Here is a 16,058-nt window from a genome sequence, read left to right on the forward strand (position 1 = left end):
CCGGCCCGGACAGCGCCTCCTCGTCGAGGTCACCGGCGAGCACCCGACCACCGGCGATGACGAGCCCGACGCTGCTGCGCAACGTGGTGGAGAGCACCCGCAGCATCTCGTCCAGCCCCGCGCCGACGGTGCGCAGCCGGTGCGCGACGACGCCGAGCACGTCCTCCTCCGCCGGGCCGGGCGGGTACGCGGCGACGTGGTGCTGGAGGCGCACCGGCAACGGCGTGCGCAGGAACCGTTCCATGGCCACCGCGGGCCCTTCCGGACGGTCGTGGTCGACCAGCACCAGCGCGACCCCGCTCGACTCGGCCAACGCCCTGGTCCGCTCCGGCAGCGCGCCGTCGGGGCGGCCCAGCACCAGACCGACGATGTTGCGCCGGGCGGCCATCCTGATCGCGACGCACGTCCGGTTCTCGTCACCGCGCAGCACGGCCGCGGGGAACACCACCAGCGCCAGCGACGCGACGGAGGCGAGGGCCGCCAGGTCCGGCGCGACCACCACCGACCCGACCGGCGAGCGGAGCATCCAGCTGTCCCCCACCACCGCGTGACCCGGGTAGAAGCCCGCGGACAGCAACCGGGCCAACGTGATCGTCATCGTCGCGCGCTCCTCGCGTCCGCCACCCAGCGCACGGACACCGGCGAAGCCCCAGTACCTCTTTGTGCCGGAAAAAGAATTCGTCCGAGTGCGAACGGACTAACGAGCGAATGTCGGACGGGTGACTCGACTACGCGAAATTCACTGACATTCTTGCTCAGATCATGCCCTCGCGCATGGCGAAGGCGACCGCGTGGGTCCGGTTCCGCAGCTGGAAGCGCGCGACGACGTCGTGCATCGTGTTCTTGATGGTTCGCTCGGAGTAGCGCAGCTCCTCCGCGATCTCCCGCACCTCCATGCCCTGCGCGACCATCCGCAGCACGGTGGCCTCGCGGTCGGACAGGCCGCTGAACCGCACGCCTTTCGGCGCCAGCACCTTGTTCTGCAGCCGGTTGACCTGCCCGAGCAGCCGGCCGACCAGCTCGGGGGACAGCACCCCGCCCTTGGCCGCCGCCTTTCCCACCGCGTCGACGAGCCGCTCCGGGGTCGCTTCGGCGCGGGCCACCAGGCCGCAAGCGCCCGCCTCGATCGCGGCGAACAGCGCCGAGTCGTCCACTGTGGACAGCACGACCACCACGTTGGTGGTGCCGGCGGCGCGGCTCTCCCGCACCAGCCGCAGCGCACGCTCGTCGAGCACGTCGGCGACCACCACGCACACCGCCGCCGTGTCCTTGTCCTGCTCGCCGAGCACGGTCACCTCCGGCCTGCCGCGCAGCTGGGAACCCACCCCCGTGCGCAGGATCGGGTCGGTCGCGGTGACGTGGACCGCGGTGCGCTGCGACATGGCACTTTCCCTTCGGAGACCGGCGATGGACCCAGTATCCGAAGGCGCCTCAACGAGCCGTCAACGCCGCCGCGTTGAGCGCGGCGTTGACCGCTCAACGCACGAGAGCGGCGGCGAACCGACCCGCCGGCCGGCAGGCGCGGTCGGCGTTGCCGCAGTAGACGGCGAGGGTGATCCGCTCGCCCGGCCCGGCGAGCGGCGGGTCGGCGAACGTGTGCCGGACTCCGGCGGGGAGCGTGGCCAGGTCGAACACCCCGAGCACGGTGTCGCCGTGGCGGACCTCGACCCGGCCGGTGTCCCCGGCGGGGCCGGACAACGCGACCGACAGCACCCGCAGCCGCCGCTGCGCCGGCACCACGTAGGAGAAGAGCTGCGGCCGGCCGGCGATGCCGGGTGCGGCGTCCGCGCGGACCACGAACGACGTGCCGACCGTGCCCCCCGGCCCGGCCGCGCCCCGCGTGCTGTCCCCGGACCCGCCGGTCGCCGACCGGCCGCTGGGCCGGCGCGGCGCCGTGGTCGTGGTGGCCGGTGGCGACGAGGTGGTCGCCGTGGTGGGCGACATCGACGCCGACGTCGACGCCGGCGAGGACACCGGCACGGTCAGCGGGGCCGGCCCGGCTATCGACACCGGGCGTTGCCGCAGCAGTGCGGTGACCAGGATCGACAGCACGATCAGCAGCGTGAGCAACCCCGAGAGCAGCCAGAACACCCTGCGTGGCACCAACGGCTGCTGCACCATGGTCGCGTCGACGCCGACCGGCTCCGCGCCGGGCGGCAGCACCCGCACCCCGAACGGCAGCGTCCGGTCCCGCCCATTCCAGAAGTACTAGCGCGGCCTGGCGATCACGCGGACGAAGGTCGCGCTGCCGGGGGTCAGGCGGGGCGCCCTCGGCCGCACCCGGAACGAGAGCCGCAGGTCCGGGTCGGTCGCGACGACCTCGACCCCGTGCTCGTGGTTGCCGAGGTTGTCCACCGCCAGCGTGTGCCTGCCCCGCCGCCGCCCGGTCGAGGTGACCGGCACGATCTGCAGGGCCACCTCGGTGAACTTCTCGACGAGCACCACGCCTTCCTGCACCACCGAGCCCGCCGGGTCCTCGCGGGAGGACGCCTGCAGCGCGAAGGGGTGCCTGCCGGCGAGCACCTCCGCCGACCTCGGCGGGTTGAAGGTGAGCTCGACGCTGACCTCCTGGTTCGGCATCAGGTTGACCCGCGCGGGTTTCACCTGCGTCCAGTCCGAGACGTCGCCGCGCACGGTGAACACGAACTGGTCGACCACCACCGAGTTGTTGCGGACCAGCACGTGGCACCGGCCGGCGCCGCCGGGCGCGACGGTGACCTCGGTGACGCGGAGGACCGCGCTGACTGCCATGCCGACAGCATGCGGCAGGTTCGCGGCGGGGACAGCCGGGCAGGGGACAGACCCGCGGACCGGCTGAAGGGCACCCCGGGGCACGGTGCGCTACCCCGGCTGCCATGCTTGTCCTGCCCCTGAATCACTCCATCGGAGTAGCTCGGTAACCAGGTCTCGTCGGTAGGACCACGAACTGGTAACGGGTCCCGCGCCGACTGTGCGGTCCGCCCATCTGCCCCGCCCGCGGTGGGCGAACTGCCCCATGACAGTGCCGGCAGACCCTCGCAGACTGACAGCCGTGATCAACGACGCCGCCCTCGGCCCGCAGCACGCAAGTCGAAGACAGCGCGTCCCGGCCCGGCCGGACGGTCTGATCCACCGGGAGACCCCGCTCGCGAAGCTCGCCACGGTCAGCGCCTCCCGGGTCGCACACGTGGTGGCGCCCGCCGGTGCCGGCAAGTCCGTGCTGCTGCGCCAGCACGCGGCACGCACGGGCAACCCGCTGGTGTCCACGGGCGGCGACGGGTCGGCCGCCGGGTTCGCCGCCCGGGTCGCCGCCGCCCTGGGCGGGACGGGGACGGACGTGGCCGCGGTGTTGGACCTGCTCGCCGACGCCGAGGACGGCCCGGTCGTGGTGCACGTGGACGACGCCGACCACCTCAGCGGAACGCAGGCGCAGTGCGTGCTCGCGGAACTGGTCGAGGAGGCACCGTCGTCGGTGTCGTTCGTGCTCGCCGGCCGGGACGGCGGGCTGCCGGTGCGCGGCGGGCTGGCGGCACCGCGCGTGGACTACGCGGATCTGCGGATGCGGACGTGGGAGATCGAGGAGCTGTTCCGGACCGTGTACCGGGTGCGGCTCTCCCCCGACTCGGCGGCGGCGTTGTGCACGCGGGTGGAGGGGCTGCCGATCGCGATCCGACTGATGCACCTGGAGACCGTGCTGATGTCCGGCGCGGAACGGGCCGCCGCGTTCGCGCGGCCCGCCGTGGCCTCGGCCAGGATCACCGAGTTCCTCACCACGCGGGTGCTCGAGCCGCTCCCGGCGCGCCTGCGGGAGTTCATGACCGGCGTCGCCCCGCTCGGGCTGCTCGACCCCGCGCTGTGCGACCTCGTGCTCGACCGGGACGACAGCGCCGAGGCGCTCGCGGAGCTGGCCGCGCGGCAGGCGTTCACCTTCCCCGTGGCCGGGCAGCCGAGCACCTACCGGTTCCACGTCCTACTGCAACAGTTCCTCGAACAGCGGCTGCCCGTGCTGCTCGGCGCGCAGCTCACCCGTCGCGCGTACCGGACCGCCGCCGTGCACCTGTCCGACGCTGGGCACTGGCCGGAGTCGTTCCGCAGCCACGCCCGCGCGGACGACTGGCTGGCCGCCTCGGCGGTGTTGCACCGGTTCAGCGCGCACCCGAGCGGTCTCGGCGTGTCGAGCCAGCTGCCCGCCATCCTGTTCGAGGACGACCCGCTGGTCGCGCTCGCGGACGCGCGGCGGCTGCGTGGGCTCGGCCGGTTCTCCCCGGCGTTCGACCGCTACCTCGACGCGGAGGACCGGCTGACCGACCCCCGGCTGCGCTGGCAGTGCTCGCTGGAACGGTCGGCGGTCGCGACGTGGCTCGGGTCCGGCGACCGGGTGGCGGACCCGCTCGTCGACGACGTCAGCGCCTACATCGCCGAGGCGGGCCGCAGCAGCCCGGCGCGGCTGCTCGCGCGCGGCGTGCCGGCGCTGACCCCGGCGTGGACGATGGCGCGGATGGTGGCCGGGGTGCTCGACGGCGACCCGGAGCTGGTGCTGACGCTCGCGAAGGAGCTGCCGGCGGACCGGACCTCGTTCGTCCCGCTGGCCGGGGAGATCACCGCGGCCGCGGTCGCGGCGATGGCGTCCGGCACCGGCAGCGTCGCCCAGTTCGTCGAGCTGGCCACGGCCGCGGAGCGCACCGGCTGGATGTGGCTCGCCCGCCTTGCCCGCGCCGCGATGTCCCTTGTGGACGGTGACCGGATCGCGGAGGCCGAGGCGGTGCTCGACGAGTGCCGCGACAGCGACGACGACTGGGGCGCGCTGATCGCCGGGTTCGTGCTGACCATCGCCCGGCTGCGGTTCGGGCCGGACGCGCTGGACGTGCTGCTGTTCCTGCTGGACCTCACCGCGCGGCACGGCATGCGGGTGCCGCAGACCTGGTTCACCAAGTTCCTCTGCGGCGAGCTGGCCCGCCTCGATGACCCACGCCTGGCCGCCTACGAGGCGGAGCTCGCGCGACTGCTCACCGATCCCGCGCTGCGCCGCACGATCCGCCACCACGACAGCCTGCTGGTCGTGTTCCGGGCGCCGATCCTCGGCACGCCCGCCGTGGCGGCGGTCGAGCCGTCCGCCGCGCCGGTCACCGTCCGCTGCCTCGGCGCCTTCACCATCACCGTGGCGGGCACGGACCTCGACCTCGGCGGCCTGCGTGCCCAGGCGCGGCGGGTGCTGCGCGTGCTCGCGATGAACTACGGCCAGCCGGTGCACGACGAGCGGCTGGTGACCGCGCTCTGGCCGGACTCCTCGCTGAAACAGGCAAAGCACCGGCTGCACGTGGCGATCTCCAGCCTGCGCACGCTCCTGCGGGACCGGCTCGACGGGACCGCGTACGGGGTGGTCCGGCACGGCAGCGCCTACCTGCTGCGACTGCCACCGGGCAGCACGGTCGACCACGTCGAGTTCGCCGAAGCGGTGGACCGCTGGCGCACCAGCAGGAGCACGGCGGCGGGTCAGGAGGTACTGGACCTGTACGGCGGTGAGCTGCTCGCCGAGGAAGGGCCTGCGGAATGGGTACTGGCGCGCAGGGAAGCCCTGCGCAGTCAGGCCGTCGGGGTGGCGGTCGCGCTGGCCCGCGCCGCACTCGACCGGGACGACGCCGCCGCCGCGGTGGCCGCGTGTGAGCGGGCGCTCGCCATCGACGAGTTGGACACCAGGATCTGGCAGTTGATGTCGGAGGCGCGGGACCGGGCGGGCAGCCACGCCGCCGCGCTGCGGACGCGGCTGGCCTGCCAGGCACTGCTCGCCGACGAGGCGTGACAGTCAGCTGGGCACTCGGCCGAGTGCCCAGCTGAGTCCTCGACCGAGTCCTCGACCGAGTGCTCGGCCGTCGCTCAGCTGAGCGCGAAGAACTCGATCTCGCTGATCGCCACGGTGGCGGCCTCGGCGCCGTCGTAGACGTCGACGATGTCGATCGTGACCGAGCTGACCAGTGTGGTGTTACGCAGGTCGAGGGTCTGCGGTTGGTTGGTGTCCTGCGGGAGGACGTTCTCGGTACGTCTCGTGTTGTAGGTGAGCCGGAGGATCGACGGGCGCCCGTTCGCCGCGAAGGCCTCGCTGGCGCCGGCGTACAGGATGATGCTGCGCAGCAGGTGGCTGTCGTCGAACCGGAACGTGACCGACACCCGGCGGCCACCCACGTCGGCGGCCCAGTAGGTGTTGTCGTAGGTGTCCCACAGCAGCTCCGACCCGTGACCGGGGCGCGCGCTGGTGGCCCGCACCGCGATGGGCCTGATCGGTTCCAGTGTCGGCACGATCTTGTGGTAGAGCGCGACGGCGTTGTCCCGCACGGTCGCGCGCAGCGGCGGGTAGACGGCGAAGATGACGGTCAGCAGCACCAGGAACACGAGCAGGAACGCCCGCACCCGCCGGAACTGGACCGACCGGATGAACACCCGGTGCTCCCTGGTGCCCTTCTGCCCCGGCCGCGTGCCGGCGGGGTGGTGCTTGCGGCGGCGGAACAACCTGCGCCACCACTTCTCCCGCACCATCCCGGCGTCGGCGAGGCTCTCACCGCAGCGGCTGCAGAAGTTGCGGGTCTCGGCGTTGCCCTCGCCGCAGGTGGCGCAGACGAGGTCGCCGGGCTCCAGCCGCCTGCTCGGCTTCGTCCGCACCACCGCCCTGGTCTTCTTGATGACCGGCGCGGGCCGCACCTCGGGCGGCGACTCGTCGAGCCGGTTCTCGGCCGCCCCACTGACCGGCACGGCAAGCGCGGCGACGAGTGTGGGATCGACGGCCGGCGCCTCGGGTTCCGTCGCGGCGGCCGCCGCCTTCGCACCCGGTGGGGGCGGCGGCGCCTTCGCACCTGGCGGAGGGGGCGGGGCCTTCGCACCGGGTGGCGGTGGCGGCGCTTTGGTTCCAGGTGGCGGCGGGGGTGCCTTCGCACCAGATGGCGGCGGCACCTTGGCACCCGCCGGCGGCGGGGGTGCCTTCGCTCCAGGAGGCGGCGGCACCTTCGCACCCGGCGGTGGCGGGGGTGCCTTCGCGCCGGGTGGTGGCGGCGGGGCCTTCGCGCCCGGCGGTGGCGGGGGTGGTTTCGCGCCGGGTGGCGGTGGCGGGGGCTTCGCGGCGGGTGGCGGTGGCGGTGTGGCCGGTTCCGGCGGCGGCTCCGACTCCCCCGCCCACGCCGCGACCACGGCGGCGTTCGACCGCCGCGGCTCGACGTAGGTCCGGTTGGGCAGCCTCGACCTGACGGCCGCCCACCAGCGCTGCCACCACCGCAGCCGCACCACGGGCGGCGCGGGCGGCTCCTCGACCACGACCACCACCTCCGGCGGTGGCGCGAGCTTCTCCCCGTTCCACTCCAGGAACCGCCCGCAGTCACCGCAGAACGCGGCCATGTCGTCGTTGTGGTTGCCGCACATCGTGCAGACGATCACGGGATCACCTCCAGGCTGTGCACCACGTGCACCGGCTTCGCCGCGCGGATGACGGCCTCCACCGCCGCCTCCGACACCGCGTCCGGGTACCGGGGCCGCACCTGCACCCGCACCCAGTGCTCGACGTCCGTCGGCGGGTCGGGCCGGGGCCGCACGGACACCGAGACGCCCCCACTCTCCACAATGGACACCTCACCGGCCACGACGACCGAGAGGTGCCGGCGCAGACCCGCCATGGTGCCGCGCATCCGGAACAGGTCGACGGCCTCGGCGATCACCGCCCGGCGCGCGGACAGCGGCCAGCTCTCGTCGAGCACCACGCCGAGCCAGCTCGCGAGCCAGTCGACGAACGGCTCCGGCGCGAGCAGCGGGTCGACGTAGGCGTGGACGCAGTCGATCGGGTTGACCATGGTGGCCAGCACGTCGTCGAAGGCGGCGGTGAACCGGACCGCGAAGGGGTCCTCGCCGAACACCGCCGGCAGGTACCGGATCAGCGGGTACGGGCTCGGGAGCGTGCCGAAGACCGTCATGACCGCTCCACCCGCACCTGGTGGTCGTAGGAGTACGCGAGCCCGCCGAGCCCGACCGGCAGCCGCGTCACCTCGGCACCACGTTCACCGGTGACCGGGTTGGCGCCGTACATGCGCAGGTCCTCCACCACGTCGACGCCCCGGACCGACTGCAGCAGCGCGAAGACCTCGCCGTGGCTGACCCGCCGACCGAACGGCCACCCGGTGGCGTCCTCACCGCCGGTCAGCGGGTTGAGGAAGCCGTACAGGGACCTCAGCGCCCGCTCGCGGATCTCGTCCGGGTCCAGCCGGGTGCGGGCGACCAGCCGGGCGACCACGGTGATGCCGCGGTACCGCGGCGGCTCCACCAGCACCCGCGTCCCGACGAGCCGCACGTCGTCGAGCCGGGCGCCGATCCGCTCGAGCGTCCCGGGGGCGGGAACCAGGTCCGCGAACGGGATCTGCCCGCCGCGCTGGGCGACGGCCGGCACCACGAGCACCTTGACCGCGCCGTGCGACACGTCGTCCTCCCCCGCGGTGAGGCAGTGCACCCTGGCGACCTCCGGCGCCGCCTCCCGCGCGATCGCCTCGTAGTCCTCCGCGGTGACCGCCCGGCTGCGGGTCCGCAGCATGATCGGCCCGCGTGCCTTGGCCTCCGCGAGACTCTCCCCGTCGACGCCGCCGTGCGCGGGGTGCAGGTTCACCACCCCGGACACGAACGGGATGGAGCTCTTGAGCGTGGTGACCGCGTGCCGGGCGACGTTGCCGAGCATGCCGCCGCCGGTGTAGTACCGGTTCATCCTGATCGTCGCGCCGGGCGGTGGCACCGCGCCGTACTGGCGCAGCGACCGGTCCTCGGTACGGACGGCCGGTCCGAACTCGACCTCGCCCGCGACCCCGTCCACCACGACGTGCCGGTCGTCCGGCTTGCTTCCCGCGAAGTTCTCCACCTGCGTCCAGCGTTCCCACCCGGTGTCGGTGCCGACCTCGACCACCGCCTCGAACGCGCCGGCCAGCACCGGCGTGCGCGCGAGCGGGAACCGCTGCGCCGGGATCCCGTCGGACTCGCCGACCTCCTCGAACTCGCGGATCTCCGCGTGCACGGCCTCGGCGGTGCCGCCGACGGTGCCGGCGGCGAGCCCGCGCACGATCGGCGAGGCGCTGTAGGCCGGTTGCCCCGGCAGGGGTTCGACCACCCGCACCCGCAGCCACCCAGCCCGCTGCTCGTCGATCAGCCGCACCTCGTGGGTGGGAGGCACGTGCACGACGATCCGGCCGGAGGAGTTGAGCCCACCCGTCTCGTCGGTGGTCACCTCGCACTCGGTCCAGTCGCCGCCGGTCCACGCCTCCCACACCAGCGGCGGGTGCTTCGGGTTCACGCCGACGCCCTCGGTGACCCCGTTGAAGTCCACGCGGACCGCGCAGCCGGGCACGGGGTCCGGCAGGCCGATCAGCAGCGCGTCCCCGACCTCGGGTGGCTCGCTGAACGCCGAGAACCGTTCGCCGAGCTCGAATGCGGTGGTCTCGTCCTCGCTGCCCACCCCGGCGCCGGTGACCCGCCGGATCGCCGAGATCGCCGCCGGCACCACGGTCAGGTCGGCGAGCGTGGAGAACACGACCGACTCGTCGCTCTCGGTGCGGGTGGTCGCGACCTTCGTGCCGGCCCGGATCACGAGCGGGCTGTGCGCCGGGGTCGACAACCAGAACGTGACCGGCACCCGCGCCGGGGTCGGCGGCAGCATCCGCACCCCGAGCAGCTCGAGGAACTTCACGTACAGCCGGTCCGGCACCCGGTTGAGCCGGTAGCACAGCTGCTCGGTCATGAACGCGAACGTCTCGATCAGCGTGACGCCGGGGTCGGACACGTTGTGGTCCGTCCACTCCGGACACCGGCGCTGCACGTACCGCTTCGCGTCGTCGACGAACTCCTGGAACCGGCGGTCGTCGAGCTCTGGCGCTGGCAGAACCATCAGTCGCTGCCTTCCTCGGGGATCGTGTAGAAGGGGTAGACGAGGTTGCGCTGGTCGTTCTCGCCCTTGATCACGTAGCTGATGTCGATGTGCAGCAGGTTGTCCTGGCCCGGTTCCTGCCGGACGGCCACGCCGGACACCACCGAGCGGGGCTCCCACATGGTCAGGCTCTCCCGGACCTCGTGCTCGATGCGCGCGAACACCAGGTCCGACGCCGCCTCGTACACGAAGTCCCGCAGCCGGGAACCGAACGCGGGCCGGAAGGGCCGCTCGCCGGGGTAGGTCGACAGCACGAGCGTCATCGCCTGCTCCAGCTTGCGGGCGCCGCCGACGGTGGCGATGGTGCCGTTCGCGGTGACGTCGAAGGGGAACGTCCAGCCCCGGCCGACGAAGTCGTGCTCCACAGTGGACTCCAGGTGTCATAGCGGGATGGGGATGCCGTTCACCAGCGGCAGGCCGAGCAGGTTGATCGTCGGTGCCTGGATCGTGACGGCGGTGGCCGACTTGATGAGGAGGTTCATCCCACCGTCGATCATCATCGTGCCGCTCTCACCGCAGCCGATGTTGACGAAGCCGTTCTCCGCCGCGATGTCGATGTTCGGCACCGGCATGGTGGTCACGCCGAGCACCGGTTTCGCCGAGATGGTCACGCCGCCGTTGACCTGGTCGACGGTCACGCCCATCTCGCCCTTCTGCGAGCCGAGCCGCACCGCGGACGCCAACGGCGGCACCAGTGACGGCGTGCTCGCGGCAGGCCCGGTGCCGCCGCCGGCGTCCGCTGTGGACGTCATACCGGTCGCGGCGGTCACGTCGCTCGTCGTCGGCGCGGCGAGCGGTGGTGGCACGTCGTAGAAGACGAGCGCGTTGCCGGTGCTGGAGACGATCCCGCGGTGGTGGACCTCGGTGAGCATCCCGGGGGCGAGCACGCTCCCGTCGAGCGACTGCTCCACCTCGTCCATCACCTCGACGCCCGCCTCCGCACCGATCGCGCCGCCGATCATGCCGCCCGCCGGGCCGAGCATGGCGCTGCCGATGGCCGCGCCGGCGAGCTGGCCCGCCATCATGGCGCCCGCGTCCCCGAGACCGGCGAGCCCGCCCGCCGCCATGGGTCCGGCGGCGGCCACGCTCCACGCGGTGAGGTTGTTCATCATCGCGCCGAGCACATACGGCCTGCGCGGGTCGCCGAGCTCGAAGGACACCAGTACCTCGTCGCCGACCTCCGGCATGAACATCGCGCCGCCGCGTTGTCCCGAGCAGAACTGGACGTTGGGCGCCCAGTCGGTCTCGAAGTCCGGCGCGAGCCACGGCAGCGTGACCTTCACCCGGCCCTTGCCGAGCGGGTCGGCGCAGTTGCTGACGACCCCGCACACGACGCCGTCGAGCAGGGCCCGTCGCGCCGGCCGGGCGGCCGCCTTGCCGGTGAGGCCGAGGATCGTGCGGTCCTGGCTGCCGTGCGCGGAGAAGATCGTGCGGTAGCCGTGCTCGCTGTCGTCGAAGACGTGCCGGGCGCGGGAGACCCGCCACTGCCCGGCGAACGGGGTCGGCACGCCTTCGACGGTGAGCATCGTGCCGGGCTGGATGAGCGCGTCCCCTTTGGACACCCCCTCCGCCTCGGCGTAGGTGCTGCCGAGTGCCCCGCCCAGTGCGCTCGCGACCATCGGTCCGGTGGTCGCCATGGTCGTGGCGTTCGCGAGCGGGCGGTCCACCATCACGTGCGCGGTCGGGCTCGGCGTCGGGCCCAGGTAGCCGACCGGGGAGCCGAGCACGCCGCCCGCCGTGCCGGTCGTGGCCGTGTCCATGGCGCTGCCCAGCGCCGCGGTACCGGCCGCGCTCACCGCACCGCTGACATCGCCTGCCAGCAGGGCGTTCCCGACCGCCGCCAGCCCGCCGGCGAACTGACCACCCAGCTGGGCGGGGCTCGGCGCGGCGCCGGCGGGCAGCGTCGCGGGCTGTGCGTAGGCCTGGCGGGTCATCGGGTCCCACACCCGCACCTCGACGTCCGGGGTCAGGTTGCCGGCGCTGACGCGGGGCCGGAAGCTCAGCAGCTCGCTCGGGTAGGACACGGTCACGCTCGTCGCCGCGGTCACCGCGGCCGAGACCGCGCCGACGGCCACGCCCCCGAGCCCACCGCCCGCCGACGACGGCGAGTCGCCGAGCGGCCGGAAGTGGAACAGGCCGTTCGCGACCCCGACCTCGTAGCCGATCTCCCTCGCCCGCGCGGAGAGGAACTCCCAGTCGGTCTGGTCGACCTGCGGGAGGTAGGCGTGAGTGGTGGTGGTCGGGACGATGACGCCGATGGACAGCCCGGCGCCGAGCGCGAGCTGGCGGGCCACGTCCGCGTCGGTGACGTTGAGGAAGCTGCGACTGCGCCTGGCGCGTTGCAGGCGGTGCGCGCCGGAGTACCCGCGCACCACCGTCTTCACGGTGAGCCCGTCGATCAGCCCCTCGATGGCGGTGATCTCGGCGACCACGAGCGGCCGCGCGACGCCGCCGCTCGCCGCGCCGCCGACGACGGTCAGCTCGGCCCCGATCGCGATGCCGGCGAGCGCGGTGCTCCTGCCGTCGCTGTCCAGGAAGGTCACCTCGGCCATGCCGGGTAGCGTCACGTCGTTGTCCACCACCACGCGGATGATCCGGTTGTCGGCGCCGGGCGGGAGCGGCCGCGAGTTGACCAGCACGGTCGCGCGGACCGACCGCTCGGCGTTGGCGATGGGGTTGGGCGCGTCGAACATCCCGGTCACGTGGCCACCTCCTGGCCGAGCTCGCTGGGGCCGGGGAGGTGCAGCACCCGGCCGGACCGGACGCGGAGCGGGTCGTCGAGCCCGTTGGCCTCGGCGACCGCGCGCCAGGCGTGCGGCGTGCCGTACTTGGCGGTGGCGACGCCGATGACGTTCTCGCCGTCGGCCAGCAGGTGTTGCGAGCGGCCGGGCACGCCGCCGGAGGACGGGTTGGTGAAGTCGAGCTCCTGCTCGTACATCTCGAGCGTCATCTCGAGCTTCGCCATCACGGGCATGCCGGTCCAGTCGAACCGGACGTAGCTGGCCTTCAGCTCGGTCAGCTGCACCTTGGCGCCCCCGCCGACCGGGCCGCCGATGCCCCACATGAACAGCAGGACCGGCAGCTCGTAGGTCTTGTTCAGTGAGACGCCGCCGATGCCGGGGGTGCGGGTGAGCGCCGGGCTGGCCGCCGCGCCGCCGAGCGCCGCCCGCGCGGTCGCCGCCGTCGAGGTCACGACCTCGGCGGCGGCGCCCACGACCGAGCCCATCGTGATGACGGGTTTGGGCTCGGCCCACTCCAGGAGCGTCTCGACGGAGGAGCGGGTGTTGAGCGCGCCGACGAGCCGGGCGTCGGACAGCTTCAGCTGCACGGCGGAGGTTGCCTGCGCGGACATGTTGAGCGGGTTGGCCACCGTGCCCTTGTTGCCCTGGCTCTTGGCCTTGCGCTTCACGTCGACGGACTTGGGGTTGACGTCGAAGACGACCGGCAGGCCGAAGGTCTCGGGCACCAGCATGGCCTTCGCGTTGCCGGCGGCCAGCGACCCCGCGGTCAGCGCGCCGCCGGCGAACGTGGAGAACAAACTCATAGGAACCCCTCGTGTGCGAGCTCGAGCTGTTCGATCGCGACACCCTTGCCGTCGGCCTTGAGCGTCGGGCCGGTCCAGCCGGCCGGGTAGACGTTGCGCAGGGTCCAGGAGCAGACGGCCGCCCAGGCGCCGTCGAGCAGCGTGATGGTCGCGGTCCCCGCGCCGGCGAACATCTGCAGCGGGCTGGGCATGGAACCGGGCTGGTTCCAGGGGCTCAGCCGGTCGGCGAGCCAGGCCCGCACCGCCGGCGAGGAGGTGGCGTCGACCGCCCGCTCCAGCTTCACGGTGCTGTACTCGACGTCGGCGAAGAGGATGCGCTTGTAGCTGTAGTCGCCGGGGTCGTGCAGCTGTTCGAGCTTGACCTTGACGTCCAACCCCTTGCAGGAGGACCAGCTGCCGAGGTCGATCCCGTCGATCTGGACGTGGAACCGCATGGCGAGCCCGATGGCGGGCTGGGGTGCGGTCATCTGCCGTACCTGCTTCCCGGCGTGAGGAACCCGGAGTAGGCGAGTTGCAAGGTCTCGACGGCCACCTTGGACGTGCTGGCGTCGAAGTCGCTGATGCTCCAGGAGATCGGGAACATCTCCCGCAACGCCCACACGGCCACCTGCGCGCCGGCGGACGTCAGCAGGGCGATGCCGCCTTCTTCCGGGGTACCGCCACTGGTCTTCACCTCGGCGAGCCACTCCTGTACCGCTGCTGTGCCGGTCTCCTCGGCCGCCCTGCTGATCCTGAGCTTCCCGTACCTGGGGATGGCCGCGTACTTGAAGTACTGGTCGGAGTCCCCGACCCGGTGATCGGCGAGGTCCCAGTCGACGGACAGCCCGGACACCTTGGTCCAGGCCCCCAGGTTCCGGGCGCCGGCGGTGACCACGAACCGGTGCGACATGGCGAGGGCCAGGCCCGTGGCCCCCTGGGTGGCTGGTTGAGTCATGACGTTCAGTTCCGATCCATGAGTGAGCCGGCCCGCTCCCGCTCGACCAACAGGTCGAACCGCAGGCGCGCGGAAAGCTCGTTGTAGATCCGGTTGGCGACCTCGGCGAAGTGGTCGACGTCGTCGAGATCCATCCACCGCCGCGGCGGGTCGTCCCCGAGCTCCTCGACGGCTTCCGCGATGGCGGCCCGCACCTCCTCGGCCCCGTCGCCCGGCTCTCCCGGGTCGGCGGTGGCAAGCCAGGAGGGAAGGCCATCCGCGATCGGGACAGCCGACTCCCGGGGCGGCTCGTGCTGGGGTTCAGCCACGTGTTGTCCACCGGGGACGGAGCCGGCCGTCGCCGTCGCCTCGGCGGCGAACTGCACCCGCGTCGAAGAAGGGGCAGCAGGCAACCGCACGGGACCGTCCACGCGAGACGGCCGCGTAGTCGACGGCATCTCCACTACCGAAGCGACCAGGCCCGAGGTCAACCCGGGACCACCACGCCCCGCCGACTCCCCCACCGACGGTGACACCACCCTGGCCATCGGCCGCACGTGTCCCGCCGCCCTGCCGACCCCGGCTCCAGCCGCACCGGCACCACCCGCCGGCTCACCAGCCACCCACCTGGACGCCGGGGCATCGACAGACCGACCCGATGGACCCGAAACCTGTTCCGCGACCGCACCACCCATCCTCGGCGCATGCCTGATCCCCGCGACCGGACCAACCACCGAACCGAGCCGGCCCGCACCACCCGAAGCCGGGTCGAGCACCGAACCGGACGCCAATCCGGTCGTGGCGCCCTCACCCGGGACAGCCGCCCCCGAAGACCGACCCACCAAGCCCGCCGCCGAACCGAACTGCCTCCCACCACCCATCCCCGAGCCGGCTTCGAAACCCACCGCCCGCAGAGACTCACTGACAGAGCCGAACGCTCCTCCCGCCAACGAGCCGAGCCGCACCGCACCACCCATCCCCGAGCCGGCTCCGGGACCCACCGCCCGCGGAGACTCACTGACACCTCCCCCCAACGAGCCGAGCCGCACCGCACCAGCCATCCCTGAGTCGGCCCCGGAACCCGCCGCCCGCAGAGACTCACTGACGAGGCCGAACGCTCCTCCCGCCGACGAGCCGAGCTGCCCCGCACGACCCATTCCCGGCTCAACCACCGCACCCGAGGCAAGCCCAGCCACAGTGCCCATCGCCCTGGCATCCGCCAGCCCGACCACGTCGCCCGACGCGAGCCCCGCCACCGAGCCGAACGTCCCGGCAGCTCGCACCGGCCCACCCGCCGAACCTGACACCGGCCCCGGCACCCCGACAGCCGACGCGACTCCCGATCCGGAGACCACCCCGGACACCGGCCCCACCGGACGACCAACCACCCCTGCCGTCCCGCCATCCAGATCCGGGGCCAACCCCGCGACCGAGTTCCCGGCACCACCAACGCCGACCACCGACTCGGCTCCCGGACCAGAACCCAGCCCTGCCGCCGAACCGAGCCCACGGGAAGCGCCTCCCGTCAACGCGGCTCCCGAAGGAGACGCCGACCCGACCACCGGGCCCACCGCCCGGGCATCCGCCAGCCCAACCACCTCCGCCGACGGGATCCCTGCCACCGAACCGACCGTCCCGGCAACCCCGGAAGCGGGCTCAACCGCCGAACCAGAACCCCCGACCCA

At 73.0% G+C, this 16,058-nt stretch carries 14 protein-coding genes; 1 reads left to right on the forward strand and 13 read right to left on the reverse strand.

From position 1 onward, the window contains the following. The 4 genes from ACJ73U_RS34415 to ACJ73U_RS34430 form a co-directional block, all read right to left on the reverse strand. Positions 1 to 598: hypothetical protein (locus ACJ73U_RS34415; RefSeq protein WP_407781929.1), on the reverse strand; the 598-nt coding region annotated here is incomplete at its 3' end. A gap of 157 nt (positions 599 to 755) precedes the next feature. After that, entirely contained in the window at positions 756 to 1,382 is a 627-nt protein-coding gene (locus ACJ73U_RS34420) for a DNA-binding response regulator (protein ID WP_407781930.1), read from the reverse strand. 94 nt (positions 1,383 to 1,476) lie between these two features. Further along, entirely contained in the window at positions 1,477 to 2,169 is a 693-nt protein-coding gene (locus ACJ73U_RS34425) for a hypothetical protein (protein WP_407781931.1), read from the reverse strand. A 39-nt stretch (positions 2,170 to 2,208) separates the two neighbouring features. Continuing rightward, a complete protein-coding gene (locus tag ACJ73U_RS34430; RefSeq protein WP_407781932.1) occupies positions 2,209 to 2,751 on the reverse strand; it encodes a hypothetical protein in 543 nt (180 codons plus the stop codon). A gap of 280 nt (positions 2,752 to 3,031) precedes the next feature. Here ACJ73U_RS34430 and ACJ73U_RS34435 point away from each other — a divergent pair, with 280 nt between their 5' ends. Further along, positions 3,032 to 5,779 carry a BTAD domain-containing putative transcriptional regulator gene (locus ACJ73U_RS34435; RefSeq protein WP_407781933.1) on the forward strand — a complete coding sequence of 916 codons (2,748 nt, stop codon included), beginning with the start codon at positions 3,032 to 3,034 and terminating at the stop codon, positions 5,777 to 5,779. A gap of 74 nt (positions 5,780 to 5,853) precedes the next feature. Here the strand turns inward: ACJ73U_RS34435 and ACJ73U_RS34440 are convergent, their stop codons facing one another. Genes ACJ73U_RS34440 through ACJ73U_RS34480 form a run of 9 tightly spaced genes read right to left on the reverse strand, consistent with a single transcriptional unit; the run spans position 5,854 to position 14,702 of the window. Further along, positions 5,854 to 7,398 carry an NADase-type glycan-binding domain-containing protein gene (locus ACJ73U_RS34440; protein WP_407781934.1) on the reverse strand — a complete coding sequence of 515 codons (1,545 nt, stop codon included), beginning with the start codon at positions 7,396 to 7,398 and terminating at the stop codon, positions 5,854 to 5,856. Then, positions 7,395 to 7,928: a phage tail protein gene (locus tag ACJ73U_RS34445; protein ID WP_407781935.1), complete on the reverse strand. Its 534-nt coding sequence runs from the start codon at positions 7,926 to 7,928 to the stop codon at positions 7,395 to 7,397. The genes ACJ73U_RS34440 and ACJ73U_RS34445 overlap by 4 nt, the downstream gene beginning before the upstream one ends. After that, complete coding sequence (locus ACJ73U_RS34450) at positions 7,925 to 9,877, reverse strand: putative baseplate assembly protein (RefSeq protein ID WP_407781936.1); 1,953 nt, start codon at positions 9,875 to 9,877, stop codon at positions 7,925 to 7,927. The genes ACJ73U_RS34445 and ACJ73U_RS34450 overlap by 4 nt, the downstream gene beginning before the upstream one ends. After that, positions 9,877 to 10,281 (reverse strand): GPW/gp25 family protein, encoded by a 405-nt coding sequence (locus ACJ73U_RS34455; RefSeq protein ID WP_407781937.1) that lies wholly within the window; start codon positions 10,279 to 10,281, stop codon positions 9,877 to 9,879. The genes ACJ73U_RS34450 and ACJ73U_RS34455 overlap by 1 nt, the downstream gene beginning before the upstream one ends. Positions 10,282 to 10,296: 15 nt before the next feature. Continuing rightward, the gene (locus ACJ73U_RS34460; protein WP_407781942.1) at positions 10,297 to 12,609 is read right to left on the reverse strand and encodes a phage baseplate assembly protein V; all 2,313 of its coding nucleotides are present in this window, start codon (positions 12,607 to 12,609) and stop codon (positions 10,297 to 10,299) included. Positions 12,610 to 12,614: 5 nt separating this feature from the next. Further along, positions 12,615 to 13,460 carry a hypothetical protein gene (locus tag ACJ73U_RS34465; protein WP_407781938.1) on the reverse strand — a complete coding sequence of 282 codons (846 nt, stop codon included), beginning with the start codon at positions 13,458 to 13,460 and terminating at the stop codon, positions 12,615 to 12,617. Further along, the gene (locus ACJ73U_RS34470; protein ID WP_407781939.1) at positions 13,457 to 13,927 is read right to left on the reverse strand and encodes a phage tail protein; all 471 of its coding nucleotides are present in this window, start codon (positions 13,925 to 13,927) and stop codon (positions 13,457 to 13,459) included. Before ACJ73U_RS34470 ends, ACJ73U_RS34465 begins: the two co-directional genes overlap by 4 nt. Further along, entirely contained in the window at positions 13,924 to 14,394 is a 471-nt protein-coding gene (locus ACJ73U_RS34475) for a phage tail protein (protein WP_407781940.1), read from the reverse strand. The genes ACJ73U_RS34470 and ACJ73U_RS34475 overlap by 4 nt, the downstream gene beginning before the upstream one ends. A gap of 5 nt (positions 14,395 to 14,399) precedes the next feature. Continuing rightward, entirely contained in the window at positions 14,400 to 14,702 is a 303-nt protein-coding gene (locus tag ACJ73U_RS34480; RefSeq protein WP_407781941.1) for a hypothetical protein, read from the reverse strand. Positions 14,703 to 16,058 lie beyond the last annotated feature (1,356 nt).

The sequence above is a fragment of the Actinophytocola sp. genome (assembly GCF_045807065.1).
Classification (GTDB): Bacteria; Actinomycetota; Actinomycetes; order Mycobacteriales; family Pseudonocardiaceae; genus Actinophytocola.

What these genes read in the sequence shown, in the direction of transcription:
- ACJ73U_RS34430 (WP_407781932.1), bottom strand. Translation starts at nt 2,751, where the DNA reads ATGGCAGTCAGCGCGGTCCTCCGCGTCACCGAGGTCACCGTCGCGCCC.
- ACJ73U_RS34445 (WP_407781935.1), bottom strand. Translation starts at nt 7,928, where the DNA reads ATGACGGTCTTCGGCACGCTCCCGAGCCCGTACCCGCTGATCCGGTAC.
- ACJ73U_RS34420 (WP_407781930.1), bottom strand. Translation starts at nt 1,382, where the DNA reads ATGTCGCAGCGCACCGCGGTCCACGTCACCGCGACCGACCCGATCCTG.
- ACJ73U_RS34475 (WP_407781940.1), bottom strand. Translation starts at nt 14,394, where the DNA reads ATGACTCAACCAGCCACCCAGGGGGCCACGGGCCTGGCCCTCGCCATG.
- ACJ73U_RS34465 (WP_407781938.1), bottom strand. Translation starts at nt 13,460, where the DNA reads ATGAGTTTGTTCTCCACGTTCGCCGGCGGCGCGCTGACCGCGGGGTCG.
- ACJ73U_RS34460 (WP_407781942.1), bottom strand. Translation starts at nt 12,609, where the DNA reads ATGTTCGACGCGCCCAACCCCATCGCCAACGCCGAGCGGTCGGTCCGC.
- ACJ73U_RS34450 (WP_407781936.1), bottom strand. Translation starts at nt 9,877, where the DNA reads ATGGTTCTGCCAGCGCCAGAGCTCGACGACCGCCGGTTCCAGGAGTTC.
- ACJ73U_RS34470 (WP_407781939.1), bottom strand. Translation starts at nt 13,927, where the DNA reads ATGACCGCACCCCAGCCCGCCATCGGGCTCGCCATGCGGTTCCACGTC.